The sequence below is a fragment of the Nonomuraea sp. NPDC051191 genome (assembly GCF_044455665.1).
In the GTDB taxonomy this organism is placed as follows: domain Bacteria; phylum Actinomycetota; class Actinomycetes; order Streptosporangiales; family Streptosporangiaceae; genus Nonomuraea.
This window is the reverse complement of the sequence record NZ_JBITEZ010000024.1, coordinates 1-12327: the sequence shown is the minus strand read 5'-3', so window position 1 is coordinate 12327 and position 12327 is coordinate 1. Positions and strand designations below refer to the sequence as shown.

Below are 12327 nucleotides of genomic sequence, written 5' to 3'. Positions count from 1 at the left end.
TGACGCAAGTGAGATCACCCTCCGATCCTGCTTTCGGGTGGTTTCACCCCTGGGTCTCCTCTGTTACCGCTGTGCTACAAGGCACGGCCTTCAGGGTTGAGGGCAGCCGGCGGCGGGAACCGTTCCGCATGACGATCACGGCGTTTCGGGGAGTTGCGGGTGACGGTCCGGCCTATTCGCGTGTTCGACGATCCGGTGCTCCGCGCGGTCGCGGAACCGGTGCACGACTTCGACCGGGAGCTGCGGCGCCTGGTGAAGTCCCTGACGCTCACCCTGCGGGCGGGAGCCGGCCGGGCGGGCCTGTCGGCCCCGCAGATCGGCGAGCCGGTTCGGGTGGTCGTCTACTCCTACGACGGACGTTCCGGTCATCTGGTCAACCCGCGGCTGGAGCTGTCGGAGCGGCGGATCACCGCCGACGAGGCGTGCCTGTCCGCGCCGGGCCTCTGGCGTCCACTGGAACGCTCCTACATGGTCACGGCGCGCGGCCGCGACATGTTCGGCAAGCCCGTGACGCTACGGGCGCTGGGCGTGCTGGCGAGGGTGCTGCAGCACGAGACCGACCATCTCGACGGCGTGCTGTTCAGCGACCACCTCGAAGCTGCGGAGCGGGAACGTTTCCTGGCCGAGGCGCTGCCGGCGAGCTGAGCTCCCGCCGCTGCTCGGGGTCGGTGCCGCCCCACACGCCGTGCGCCTGCCTGGTGTCCAGCGCGTACTCCAGGCAGGGTCTGCGCACGGGGCACCGGCCGCAGATCGTCTTGGCCTTCTCGACCTGCGAGCGGCCGGGCCCTTCGAGCGAGATCGGGAAGAACAGTTCGGGGTCCAGTTCCAGGCAGGCCGCCCGGCGTGACCAGTTGAGCATCATCATGCTCATCGCGCCTACCCATGCCTTCCGGCGTCATACCTCGGCCAGCAACCGGTCCCAGTCCTCCAGGAACCGGGGCAGGCCGTACCGGGCCAGGGCGGCGGCCCGCGCGGCCTTGCCCGCCTGGGCGGCCCGCTCGGGGTCGGCGACGAACGCGTGCAGGGCGTCGGCCAGCACGTCAACCTTGGTGGAGATCACCCCGGCCTCCTGCGGCACCGCCTCGACGGCCTCGGTCGTGGCCAGCGCCACGACCGGCAGGCCGAGGGTCATGGCCTCGATGAGGGCCAGGCCCAGCGACGTCCAGCGGTAGGGGTGCAGGTAGGCGCGTCTGCGGGCGAGGGCGGCGTGCATGACGTGCTGCGGCAGGTCCTCGTAGGTGCCGTACGGCAGGCCGTCCACCTTCATGCCGAACACGTCCAGCGGCACGCGCTCGGCGAAGCGCGGCAGCAGGTCGGTGCCGGCGACCCTGGTACGGCGTACCGGCTCGTTGACCACGACGCCTGCCCTGGCCAGCTCGCCGGTGTAGAGGTGACCGGGGTCGGGGACGCCGTGCTCGATCACGCGGGTGCGGGCCCGGCCGTTGTCCCAGAACAGCTCGTTGAAGTGGGTGACGTGCACGAGCGTGATGTCGTCCTGGCCGGACAGCGGATGCCTGGTACGCGGGACGTCGCCGGCCGGGGTGTTGTGCTCGACGTACACGCCGGGCACCGCGCGGCCGAGCCAGTCGCGGGCCAGGTCGATCTCGTACGGCCGCTGGTAGACGACGACGTCGATCGGCTCGTCGCGGATGCGGTCGTACGGCACCTCGCGGGCGTTGGCGGGCCAGTCGTAGGTGGCGGCGCGCCCCCGGCCGTCGGGACCGCGGCCGGGCACGAGCGGCAGCACGTAGTCGTGGCCGCCGCTGACGAAGGCGCTGGTCCACGCCCCGTGGACGTGCCAGACGAGGATCCTCACCAGCGGCTCCAGCCCATGGCCCGGGCCCAGGGCGCGGCCGAGACCGCCGCGACGGGCGCCTCGGACGCGCTCAGCACCCGTTCCACGACGTCGGTCAGATCCTCGGCGACCTCGGCCGCCTGTTCGATCTCCTCCTCCAGCGTCTGCAGCGTCGGCACGAGGATGCCCCGGGCCCCCGCGGCCCTGGCAGCCTCCATGTCCCTGCCGATGTCGCCGACCACCACGCAGTCGCGCGGGCTGACGTCGAGGACGGCGGCCGCCCTGATGACCAGCCCCGGCGCCGGTTTGCGGCAGGTGCAGCCGTCGGCGTCGTCGTGCACGCAGATGGCCCACGCGTCGAACGGCCCGAGCAGCTCCTCCACCCTGGCGTTCACCTGGTCCATCTCGTCCGGCGAGAGCAGGCCCTTGGCCACGCCGGACTGGTTGGTGACCACCGCGACGGGCACGTCGGCCCGGCGGAGCCTGCCGAGCGCCTCGACCGCTCCCGGCATGGGCTCGACGAGGCGCGGGTCGCCGTTGTACGGCACGTCTCTGATCAAGGTTCCGTCCCGGTCGAAGAGGACGGCCCCGGGACGTCGCTTTTCGAACACCTCTCACCTCCGTCGCATGACCGGCAGCTACCCGGACCAGAAACCGGCAAACAACTACAAAGGGTGACCAATCTCAGGCAGTTATGTCCGTTTTCGCATCGTCTGAGGTGACCGAAGGTTTGAGAGGCGCTTCTCTCGGTAGCGGTTCTCGACATCTGCGGGGGAGGAAACGATGAAGTTTCTCGGCATCAACGCGATCTTCCACGATCCGGCCGCGGCCCTGGTCGTCGACGGGAGGATCGTGGCCGCGGCGGAGGAGGAGCGCTTCAGCCGCCGCAAGCACGGCAAGCGGCCGCTGGCGTTCTCCGCGTGGGAGCTGCCCGAGCAGGCCGCCGCGTGGTGCCTGGAGGAGGCGGGCCTGTCCCCCGAGGACCTGGACGCCGTGGCCTACTCCTACGACCCGGGCCTGGTCGTCCAGCGGCCCGAGGGCGACTGGGAGGACCTGCGCACGAAGTACGCCGTCAGGGCCCCCGCCTTCCTGGCGACCGCGCTGCCGGGCCTGGACCCCGGGCAGGTCTCCTACGTCCCGCACCACGTGGCGCACGCCGCCTCGGCGGGCCTGGCCTCCCCCTGGCGGGACTGCGCGGTGCTGGTGTGCGACGGACGCGGCGAGAACGTCTCCCACCTCGCCGGCCGCTACCGCGACGGCGAGCTGGAGGTGCTGGCCGCCCAGGAGCTGCCGCACTCCCTCGGCCTGATGTACGAGGACGTCACCCAGCACCTGGGATTCCTGCGGTCCAGCGACGAGTACAAGGTCATGGCCATGGCCTCCTACGGCCGGCCGCGCCACCTGGAGTCGCTGCGCGAGATCGTCCACACGACCGGCGACGGCGGCTTCCGCGTCGAACCGGTCGACTGGAACGTCTACGTCAAGGCCCTGGACCAGGGCGAGCCCTGGACCTCCGACCACGCCGACCTGGCCGCCAGCGTGCAGGCCCGGCTGGAGGAGGTGCTGCTGGAGCTGGCCCGCTGGCTGCACGAGCGTACCGGCGAACGGCGGCTCGCACTGGCCGGCGGGGTGGCGCTGAACTGCGTGGCCAACACCCGGCTGCTGGACGAGGGGCCGTTCGAGGAGGTGTGGGCCCAGCCGGCCGCCGGCGACTCCGGCACGGCGCTGGGCGGCGCGCTGCACCTGGCGCAGGCCTACGGCGAGCCGGCCGGTCCGATGCCGGGCGCCGCGCTCGGGCGCGGGTTCACCGACGAGGAGCTGGGCGCCTGGCTGGACGTGGCGCGGGTGCCGTACACACGGCCGGCCGACCTGGGCGCGGCGGTGGCCGCCGAGCTGGCCGCCGACAAGATCGTGGCCTGGTTCCAGGGCCGCGCCGAGTACGGGCCGCGCGCGCTCGGACGCCGGTCGCTGCTGGCCCATCCGGGGCACGCGCGCAACACCGAGCGGCTCAACGACGTCAAGGGCCGGGAGCAGTTCCGGCCGATCGCGCCCATGGTCCTGGAGTCCAGGGCGCGGGAGATCTTCGGGCGGGGGCCGGTGCCCTCGCCGTACATGCTGTTCGTGCACGACGTGCGCGAGCCCTGGCGGGAGCGCATCCCGGCGGTCGTGCACGTGGACGGCACCGCGCGCATCCAGACGATCTCGCCGGCCGACGACCCGCTGATGGCGCGGGTGCTGACGGAGTTCGAGGCGCGTACGGGGCTGCCGGTGGTGGTCAACACGAGCCTGAACACCGCCGGCCGGCCGATGGTCGACGATCCCCGGGACGCGCTGGAGTGCTTCGGCTCCTCGCCGGTGGACGTGCTGGCGCTGGGGCCGTACCTGGTGCGGCGCGGGGAGGTGTTCGCCTCGTGATCACCGTCGTGATCCCCACCGTCGGCCGCGCCACGCTGCGGCGGACGCTGGCGGCGGTGGGCCGGGCGACGCCCGTGATCGTGGTGGACGACCGGCGGGCGCGGTCCGCCGCGCTGGAGCTGCCCGATCACGTACGGGTGGTGCGCTCGGGCGGGCGGGGGCCGGCCGCGGCGCGCAACGCCGGCTGGCGGGCCGCCGGGACGCCGTGGGTGGTGTTCCTGGACGACGACGTGATCCCCCGTCCTGGGTGGGCCGAGGCGGTCTGGAAGGACCTGGTGGACCTGCCCGAGGACGTGGCCGCCAGCCAGGGCCGGATCGAGGTGCCGCTGCCGGCCGGCCGGCGTCCCACCGACGCCGAGCGGAACACGGCGGGACTGTCGGAGGCGCTGTGGGTGACGGCCGACATGGCCTACCGGCGTTCGGTGCTTGAGCAGACGGGCGGGTTCGACGAACGTTTCCCCCGGGCCTACCGGGAGGACGCCGACATCGCGCTGCGGGTGGCGCGGGCGGGGCACCGGCTGGTCATGGGCGAGCGGGTGACCACGCATCCGGTGCGCGAGGACGGGTTCTGGGCGAGCGTGCGCTTCCAGCGCGGCAACGCCGACGACGCGCTGATGCGGCGGCTGCACGGGCCGCGCTGGCGTCAGGCCATCGGCGGCTCCGGGGGCAGGCTGCGCCGCCACGCCGCCACCACCGCCGCCGCCCTGACCGCCGCCGCCCTCGGCCTGGCCGCCACCCTGCCCCGCCGCTCCGGGAGCGGACTCGCGGGCGTGCGGCCCCACGGACAGCCCCACAGACGGCCCCACAGACGGGCGGGCAGGCGGCGCGCGACCGGCGGGTGGCGGGCGTTGCCGGTGCTGGCCGCGGTCGCCGGAGCCCTGTGGGCCGCGATGACCGCCGAGTTCGCCTGGCGGCGCATCGCCCCCGGGCCGCGTACCCCGCGCGAGGTGTGGCGCATGGCCGTCACCAGCGTGCTGATCCCGCCGGTCGCCTGCGTGCACCGGCTTCGGGGGGAATGGAGGTGGCGGCGATGAGACGTCGCGATCCGGCGGCTCGGTGCGACCGCGGCCGTACGAACGCCACGCGGTGCCGGGGGAAGGCCGGACGGGCCGCCCGCGCCCGCAAGCCCGCGGCCGCGGAGGCCGCGCCCATGGAAGCCACCACCGCGGAGCCCGGCACGCCGGAGGCGGTGGCGTGCCGGACGGCCGGAGAGCACGGCGGCGGCCGGGGTCGCGTCCTGGTGGCGCGGCTGGACGACGCCGGTGACGTCCTGCTGGCCGGCCCCGCCACCCGCGCCGTCCGCACGCTCGCCGACGAGCTGGTCTTCCTGGCCGGCCCGAACGGCCGGGCCGCCGCCGAGCTGCTGCCCGGTGTGGACCGGGTGATCGAGTGGCGGGCGCCGTGGATCGACCACTCCCCCGCCCCCGTCTCCAGCGCCCAGGTGGCCGACCTCATCGCCCGGGTCAAGGGCGTGGACGAGGCGGTGCTCCTGACCTCCTTCCACCAGTCGGCGCTGCCGCTGGCCCTGCTGCTGCGGATGGCCGGCGTGCGGCGCGTCTCCGCGATCAGCAACGACTACCCCGGCTCGCTCCTGGACGTCCGGCACGTCGTGGACGAGTCGATCGACGTGCCCGAGGCCGAGCGCATGCTGGCCCTCGCGCGGGCGGCCGGGTTCGATCTGCCGCCCGGCGACGACGGCGAACTCGCAGTTCGGCGGCCATTGCCGGATATAGGCCGAGAAACAGGGCATCTCCTAGGCGTCGGCGCCGCTGCCGATGAACGCTCGTACGTCGTGGTGCATCCAGGGACGTCAGCCCCTGCCAGAACGTGGCCGGCCGACAGGCACCGGCAGGCTGTCAGGGAGCTGGTGGACGACGGGCACCGGGTCGTCGTGACCGGCACGGAACGTGACCTCACCGCCTACGTGGCCTGCGACGCGGCAGTCGACCTCGGGGGCAGGACCACGCTCGCCGAGCTGGCCGCCGTGATCGAACGTGCCGGCGTGCTCGTGGCCGGCAACACCGGTCCCGCGCACCTGGCCGCTGCGGTGGGCACGCCGGTCGTGAGCCTGTTCGCCCCTGTCGTCCCCGCCGCCAGATGGGCCCCGTACGGGGTGCCCACGGTGCTGCTCGGCGACCAGCAGGCGCCCTGCTCGGGAAGCAGGGCGCGCACCTGTCCGGTGGCCGGGCACCCGTGCCTGTCCATGGTGACAAGTGAGCAGGTGGTCAAGGCAGTGAGGGAGTTGATGCAGTGAAGGTCGATCTCATCTCCGAGCACGCCGATCCGCTGGCGGCCATCGGTGGCGTGGACGCGGGCGGCCAGAACGTCTACGTCGCGCACCTGGCGGTCGCGCTGGCCGAGCGCGGTCACACGGTCGTCGTCCACACCAGACGCTCGTCGCGGTCGCAGCCCGGCGCGGTGGCCATGGCGCCCGGCGTCACGGTCGAGTACGTCACGGCCGGCCCGGCCGCGGTCGTGCCGAAGGACGAGCTGCCGCCGTACATGCCGGAGTTCACCGAACGCCTGGCCGAGCGGTGGGCGGCGAACCCGCCGGACGTGGCCCACGCGCACTTCTGGATGAGCGGCCAGGCGGCCCTGCGGGCCGCCCATGGCGTGCCGGTGGTGCAGACCTTCCACGCGCTCGGGACCGTGAAGCGGCGCTGGCAGGGCGAGGCCGACACCAGCCCGGCGCACCGGATCGACACCGAGCGCGAGATCGGCAAGCGGGCCGACGCGGTGCTGGCCACCTGCAGCGACGAGGTGAGCGAGCTGTGCGCGATGGGCGTCCCCGAGCGGCGCGTCACGGTGGTGCCCTGCGGGGTGGACCTGACGGCGTTCTGCCCGGACGGGCCGGTCGCGCCGCGCGCGGGCGCCAAGGTGGTGCTCAGCATCGGCCGGATGGTGCCGCGCAAGGGCGTGGACACCATGATCGCCGCACTGCGCCAGATCCCGGACGCCGACCTGGTGATCGCCGGCGGCGGCCCGGACGACGGCGGGGAGACCGAGCGGCTGCGCGACCTGGCCGCGGCCTACGGGCTGCGGGAGCGGGTGCACCTGATCGGCAGTGTCCCGCGCACGCACGTGCCCGCGCTGATGCGCTCGGCCGACGTCGTGGTGACCGTCCCCTGGTACGAGCCCTTCGGGATGGTCCCGATCGAGGCGATGGCCTGCGGCGTGCCCGTCGTGGCCTCGGCGGTCGGCGGCCACCTGGACACGGTCGCCGGCTGCGGCGTGCTGGTCCCGCCGCGCCGCCCCCGGGCGCTGGCCAGGGCGCTGCGCGACGTGCTCGCCGACGGGCGCAGGCGCGAGGCGCTGGGCGCCGCCGGAGCCCGGCGGGCCCGCGAACGGTACGGCTGGTCCCGCATCGCCGAGCAGACGGAGGCGGTGTACACGCAGGTCATCGACGGCAAGCTCGGCCGCCTCGCGGCTCTGGGGGGTTGATCATGGACAGACATCTGGAAAAGCTCTGGAACACGCTGGAGCAGGTCGACGGCCACGCGGTCACCATCCGCGCGTGGGGCGGGAAGCTGGCCGGCGTGCTGTCGGCCGGCGGCCGGCTGCTGGCCTGCGGCAACGGGGGGTCGGCGGCCGAGGCCCAGCACCTGACGGCCGAGCTGGTGGGCCGCTTCAGGGCCGACCGGCCGCCGTACGCGGCGATCCCGCTGCACGGCGACAGCTCCTCGATGACCGCGATCGCCAACGACTTCGGCCACGAGGAGGTCTACGCCCGCCAGGTGCGGGCGCACGGCCGTCCCGGGGACGTGCTGGTGTGCCTGTCGACCAGCGGCGGCAGCCCGAACGTGCTGGCCGCGGCCAGGGCGGCGCAGGAGGTCGGCATCGCCGCCTGGGCCCTGACCGGACCCGCGCCGAACCCGCTGGCCGAGCTGTGCGACGAGGCGGTGGCCGTGCCCGCCGAGGAGACGGCCACCGTCCAGGAGGTGCACCTCGCCATGATCCACCTGCTCTGCGACGCCATCGAGGAGGCCGTCTGATGGGCCCCCTTGTCGTCGTCGGCGACACACTGCTCGACGTGGACGTCGAGGGCGACAGCGAGCGGCTGTGCCCGGACGCGCCGGTCCCGGTGGTCGACATCTCGGCCGAGCACGCCCGCCCCGGCGGCGCGGGCCTGGCCGCGCTGCTGGCCGCGCGGGACGGCGCGGACGTGGTCCTGATCACCGCGATCGGCGACGACCCCGACGGGCACCGCCTGTGCGCCCTGCTGTCGGAGGAGGTCGAGCTGGTACGCCTGCCGCTGAACGGCGGGACCGTGCGCAAGACCAGGGTCAGGTCGAGGGGCCAGACCATGCTCAGGCTCGACACCGGCGACGGCGTCGCCCGGTCCGACCCGCTCGGCGAGATCCCCGAGGAGATCACGGCCGCGGTGGCCCGCGCGGGCGCCGTGCTGGTCTCCGACTACGGCAGGGGCGTGGCCGCGTCGGCCGGGGAGCTGCTGCGCGAGGTGCGCGTACCGGTCGTGTGGGACCCGCATCCCCGGAGCGGGCCGCCGATGCCGGGCTGCGCGCTGCTGACGCCGAGCGAGGCCGAGGCCAGGATGTTGTGCCCGGACGGCTACCGCGGCCCCGACCACGCGGCCCGCCGCCTGGTGCGGGAGCTGCGCGCCGGGGCCGTGGCGGTCACCACCGGCGGCGACGGGGCCACGCTGGCCGTCCAGGGCGGTCCGCTGACGCGCGTGCCGGCGCCGGTGACGGCGTCCGGGCGGGACGCGTGCGGCGCCGGCGACCGGCTGGCCGGCGCCGCGGCGCTCGCGCTGCGCGACGGCGCGGACGTCGTGGAGGCGGTCACCATCGGCGTCGGCGAGGCCTCGCGCTTCGTCGAGCGCGGCGGGGCCGCCACCGTCCGGACGCATGAGCAACGGCTCGGCGACCGGCCGCGCACCGCACTGGAGGTGGCCAGGCTCACCCGCGCGCAGGGCGGCCGGCTGATCGCCACGGGCGGCTGCTTCGACCTGTTGCACGCGGGGCACGTGAGCCTCCTGCGGCGGGCCAGGGCGCTGGGCGACGCTCTCGTCGTCTGCGTCAACTCCGACGACTCGGTGCGCCGGCTGAAGGGCCCGTCCAGGCCCATCGTCGGCGCGCGTGACCGGGTCGAGGTGCTGCGGGCGCTGAGCTGCGTGGACGCGGTCCTGGTGTTCGAGGAGGACACCCCGGCCGAGTCCATCGAGCTGCTGCGGCCCGACGTGTGGGTGAAGGGCGGGGACTACGAGGGGGAGGTCCTGCCCGAGTCAAAGGTCCTGGAGCGGCTCGGCGCCGAGTTCGTCGCGCTGAGCACGCTGCCGGGACGTTCGACCAGCAATCTGATCAGGGAGATCCAGTGAATATTTTGATCACCGGGGGCGCCTCCGGGCTCGGCCTGGCCACCGCCGAAGCGGTCGAGAAGGAGGGCTGGCGGGCGCTCGTCGTCGACGTGCGCGAGCCGGACCAGCGCTTCGACCACGTCACCGCCGACCTGGCCGACCGCGGGCAGGCCGAGCGGGCCGTGCACGAGCTGGCCGAGCGGGCCGGCGGCCTGGACGGCGTGGTGACCGCGGCCGGCATCGACGCCTGCGGGCGCCTGGAGGACGTGCCCGCCGACGACTGGGAGCGGGTGATCCAGGTCAACCTGCTCGGGACGGCCGCCGTCGTACGGGCGGCGCTGCCGTACCTGAAGCGGACCCGCGGCAAGGTGGTGACCTGCGCCTCGACGCTCGGGCTGCGCCCGCTGAGCGACGCCTCGGCGTACTCGGCCTCGAAGTTCGGCGTCGTCGGCTTCACCAGGGGGCTGGCGGTCGAGCTGCGCGGCGAGGTGGGGGTGACCCTGCTGATCCCGGGCGGCATGCGGACGGGCTTCTTCGACGGGCGTCCCGAGCAGTACAAGCCGGGCCCCGAGGCGGGCCTGAACGACCCCGCCGACGTCGCCCAGACCGTCGTGTTCGCGCTCCGGCAGCCGGCCGGGTGCGAGGTCAGAGAGCTGGTCGTCTGCCCCTCGACGGAGACGTCATGGCCCTAGAGCTGCTGGCGCTGCGCGGGCTCGGCCTGGGCGACCTGCTCACGGCCGTCCCCGCGCTGCGGGCGCTGCGGCAGTCCTTTCCCCGGCACCGGATCACGCTGGCCGCGCCGAGGTCCCTGGAGGCCCTGCTGCCGCTGATCGGCGCGGTGGACGCCCAGGTGGACGTCGCCGGGCCGGGCCCGGTGCCTTTCGAGCGGCCCGACATCGCGGTCAACCTGCACGGCAAGGGGCCGCAGAGCATCGAGGCGCTGCGTGCCACCGACCCGGCCCGGCTGATCAGCTTCGGCGTCGGCCCGCAGTGGCAGGACGGCGTGCACGAGGTGCGGCGGTGGTGCGGCCTGCTGGAATGGCACGGCATCCCCGCCGACCCGCAGGATCTGACGCTCGGCGTCTCCGACCGGACGGGGCCCGTGATCGTGCATCCGGGCGCCGCCTACCCGGCGCGGCGCTGGCCGCCCGAGCGGTTCGGCGAGGTCGCGGCCGCGCTGGACGACGTGGTCGTCACCGGCAACGCCGACGAGGTGCCGATCGCCAGGAGGGTCGCCGAGCTGGCCGGGTTGCCGGAGGAGCGCATGCTGGCCGGCCGTACCCGGCTGGCCGACCTGATCGACCTGGTCAGCCGGGCCAGGCTGGTGGTCTGCGGCGACACCGGGGTCGCGCACCTGGCGACGGCGTTCTGCGTGCCGTCGGTGGTGCTGTTCGGCCCGGTCCCGCCGTCGGAGTGGGGGCCACCGCCCGGCTGGCGACACGTGGCCCTGTGGGCCGGCCGCAAGGGCGACCCGCACGGCCAGCGCCCGGACCCCGGTCTGCTGAAGATCGAGGTGTCCGAAGTCGTCGACGCAGCTCTGGAGGTCACGTCATGAGGGCTCTGGTCACCGGCGGAGCCGGCTTTCTCGGTTCCTATCTGTGCGAACGCCTGCTGGCCGAGGGCGCCGAGGTCATCTGCATGGACAGCTTCCTGACCGGCGGCCCGCGCAACGTCGAGCACCTGCTGGACAATCCGGCCTTCCGGCTCATCGAGAGCGACCTGACCGGGTACGTGCACGTCCCGGGCCAGGTGAACCTCGTGCTGCACTTCGCCTCGGCCGCCTCGCCGGCCGACTACCTGCGCTACCCGATCGAGACGTTGCGGGTGGGCAGCGTGGGCACCCTGCACGCGCTCGGGCTGGCCAGGGAGAAGGGCGCCCGGTTCGTCCTGGCGTCCACCAGCGAGGTGTACGGCGACCCGCTGGAACACCCGCAGAGGGAGACGTACTGGGGCAACGTCAACCCGGTCGGCCCGCGCAGCGTGTACGACGAGGCGAAACGCTTCGCCGAGTCGCTGACCACCGCCTACCGGCAGTCGCGCGGCACCGACACCGGGATCGTGCGCATCTTCAACACCTACGGCCCGCGCATGCGCCCGTTCGACGGCCGGGCGATCCCGACGTTCATCCGGCAGTCGCTGAAGGGCGAGCCGCTGACCATCACCGGCGACGGCTCCCAGACCAGGTCGATCTGCTACGTGGACGACACCGTCGCGGGCATCCTGGCCATGGCCCGCAGCGACTTCCCCGGCCCGGTCAACATCGGCAACCCGGACGAGCTGACCATGCTGGAGCTGGCCGCCCTCGTCCGCGACCTGACCGGGTCCAGCTCGGAGATCGAGTTCATCGACCGGCCCGCCGACGACCCGAAGGTGCGCCGGCCCGACACCACGCTGGCCGCCGAGCGGCTGGGCTGGCGGGCGGAGGTGCCCGCGAAGGAGGGGCTGCGGCGCACGATCGAATGGTTCACCGCGGAGCTCGCCGCGAACGAGAGGTTCGAGCAGCTGCGTGTGTGAGGGAGAGCGCCGAGACTTCGGCGACTCCACGGGAGGTGGGGGGGGGGGGCCCCCCGCCCCCCCCCCCCCCCCCGGCCCCCCCCCCCCCCCCCCCCCCCCGGCCGGGGGGGGGGGGGGGGGCGCGCGCCGGGGGGGCGGGGGGGGGGGGGGCCCCGGCCTCGGGGGGGGGGCCGGGGGGGGGGGCGGGGGGGGGGTCGGGGGGGGGGGGGGGGGGGGGGGGGGACATCGCCACGGTCCGGGGGGTGCCGGAGATCCGGGTCGGCGACCGGCTGGGCGAGCCCGGCCCGGC

13 protein-coding genes are annotated in these 12327 nt (G+C 74.5%); 10 read left to right on the top strand and 3 right to left on the bottom strand.

Features of this window, described 5'->3' with window-relative positions; all coding sequences use genetic code 11:
• Positions 1-180 precede the first annotated feature (180 nt).
• On the top strand, positions 181-645 hold the full coding sequence (locus tag ACIA8R_RS46340) for a peptide deformylase (protein ID WP_357706991.1): 465 nt from the start codon (positions 181-183) through the stop codon (positions 643-645).
• On the opposite strand, the gene ACIA8R_RS46335 is transcribed toward ACIA8R_RS46340, so the two are convergent.
• From ACIA8R_RS46335 to ACIA8R_RS46325, 3 genes are read right to left on the bottom strand one after another with little or no spacing between them, the layout of a single operon-like run.
• Positions 581-871 (bottom strand): WhiB family transcriptional regulator, encoded by a 291-nt coding sequence (locus ACIA8R_RS46335; protein WP_357706993.1) that lies wholly within the window; start codon positions 869-871, stop codon positions 581-583. The two genes, ACIA8R_RS46340 and ACIA8R_RS46335, sit on opposite strands and share 65 nt — an antisense overlap.
• Before the next feature lie 24 nt (positions 872-895).
• Positions 896-1816, bottom strand: a complete 921-nt coding sequence (locus tag ACIA8R_RS46330; RefSeq protein ID WP_357706994.1) for a glycosyltransferase — start codon at positions 1814-1816, stop codon at positions 896-898.
• A complete protein-coding gene (locus ACIA8R_RS46325; protein WP_397044255.1) occupies positions 1813-2406 on the bottom strand; it encodes a D-glycero-alpha-D-manno-heptose-1,7-bisphosphate 7-phosphatase in 594 nt (197 codons plus the stop codon). Before ACIA8R_RS46325 ends, ACIA8R_RS46330 begins: the two co-directional genes overlap by 4 nt.
• 172 nt (positions 2407-2578) lie before the next feature.
• Between ACIA8R_RS46325 and ACIA8R_RS46320 the strand changes: the two genes are divergently transcribed.
• The 9 genes from ACIA8R_RS46320 to ACIA8R_RS46280 are packed head-to-tail and all read left to right on the top strand — an operon-like array spanning position 2579 to position 12038.
• Entirely contained in the window at positions 2579-4210 is a 1632-nt protein-coding gene (locus ACIA8R_RS46320) for a carbamoyltransferase C-terminal domain-containing protein (RefSeq protein WP_364095560.1), read from the top strand.
• The gene (locus ACIA8R_RS46315) at positions 4207-5244 is read left to right on the top strand and encodes a glycosyltransferase family 2 protein (RefSeq protein ID WP_397044253.1); all 1038 of its coding nucleotides are present in this window, start codon (positions 4207-4209) and stop codon (positions 5242-5244) included. Before ACIA8R_RS46320 ends, ACIA8R_RS46315 begins: the two co-directional genes overlap by 4 nt.
• Positions 5241-6464 carry a glycosyltransferase family 9 protein gene (locus tag ACIA8R_RS46310; RefSeq protein ID WP_397044249.1) on the top strand — a complete coding sequence of 408 codons (1224 nt, stop codon included), beginning with the start codon at positions 5241-5243 and terminating at the stop codon, positions 6462-6464. Before ACIA8R_RS46315 ends, ACIA8R_RS46310 begins: the two co-directional genes overlap by 4 nt.
• Complete coding sequence (locus ACIA8R_RS46305; RefSeq protein ID WP_397044248.1) at positions 6461-7651, top strand: glycosyltransferase; 1191 nt, start codon at positions 6461-6463, stop codon at positions 7649-7651. The genes ACIA8R_RS46310 and ACIA8R_RS46305 overlap by 4 nt, the downstream gene beginning before the upstream one ends.
• A gap of 2 nt (positions 7652-7653) precedes the next feature.
• Complete coding sequence (locus tag ACIA8R_RS46300; RefSeq protein ID WP_357707002.1) at positions 7654-8202, top strand: SIS domain-containing protein; 549 nt, start codon at positions 7654-7656, stop codon at positions 8200-8202.
• A complete protein-coding gene (locus ACIA8R_RS46295) occupies positions 8202-9545 on the top strand; it encodes a PfkB family carbohydrate kinase (RefSeq protein ID WP_357707003.1) in 1344 nt (447 codons plus the stop codon). Before ACIA8R_RS46300 ends, ACIA8R_RS46295 begins: the two co-directional genes overlap by 1 nt.
• On the top strand, positions 9542-10216 hold the full coding sequence (locus tag ACIA8R_RS46290; RefSeq protein ID WP_397044247.1) for an SDR family oxidoreductase: 675 nt from the start codon (positions 9542-9544) through the stop codon (positions 10214-10216). Before ACIA8R_RS46295 ends, ACIA8R_RS46290 begins: the two co-directional genes overlap by 4 nt.
• Positions 10207-11079 carry a glycosyltransferase family 9 protein gene (locus tag ACIA8R_RS46285; protein WP_357707006.1) on the top strand — a complete coding sequence of 291 codons (873 nt, stop codon included), beginning with the start codon at positions 10207-10209 and terminating at the stop codon, positions 11077-11079. Before ACIA8R_RS46290 ends, ACIA8R_RS46285 begins: the two co-directional genes overlap by 10 nt.
• The gene (locus ACIA8R_RS46280) at positions 11076-12038 is read left to right on the top strand and encodes a UDP-glucuronic acid decarboxylase family protein (protein ID WP_397044246.1); all 963 of its coding nucleotides are present in this window, start codon (positions 11076-11078) and stop codon (positions 12036-12038) included. The genes ACIA8R_RS46285 and ACIA8R_RS46280 overlap by 4 nt, the downstream gene beginning before the upstream one ends.
• The last annotated feature ends 289 nt before the right edge of the window (positions 12039-12327 follow it).

What these genes read in the sequence shown, in the direction of transcription:
- ACIA8R_RS46335 (WP_357706993.1), bottom strand. Translation starts at nt 871, where the DNA reads ATGAGCATGATGATGCTCAACTGGTCACGCCGGGCGGCCTGCCTGGAA.
- ACIA8R_RS46280 (WP_397044246.1), top strand. Translation starts at nt 11,076, where the DNA reads ATGAGGGCTCTGGTCACCGGCGGAGCCGGCTTTCTCGGTTCCTATCTG.
- ACIA8R_RS46295 (WP_357707003.1), top strand. Translation starts at nt 8,202, where the DNA reads ATGGGCCCCCTTGTCGTCGTCGGCGACACACTGCTCGACGTGGACGTC.
- ACIA8R_RS46285 (WP_357707006.1), top strand. Translation starts at nt 10,207, where the DNA reads ATGGCCCTAGAGCTGCTGGCGCTGCGCGGGCTCGGCCTGGGCGACCTG.
- ACIA8R_RS46310 (WP_397044249.1), top strand. Translation starts at nt 5,241, where the DNA reads ATGAGACGTCGCGATCCGGCGGCTCGGTGCGACCGCGGCCGTACGAAC.
- ACIA8R_RS46320 (WP_364095560.1), top strand. Translation starts at nt 2,579, where the DNA reads ATGAAGTTTCTCGGCATCAACGCGATCTTCCACGATCCGGCCGCGGCC.
- ACIA8R_RS46300 (WP_357707002.1), top strand. Translation starts at nt 7,654, where the DNA reads ATGGACAGACATCTGGAAAAGCTCTGGAACACGCTGGAGCAGGTCGAC.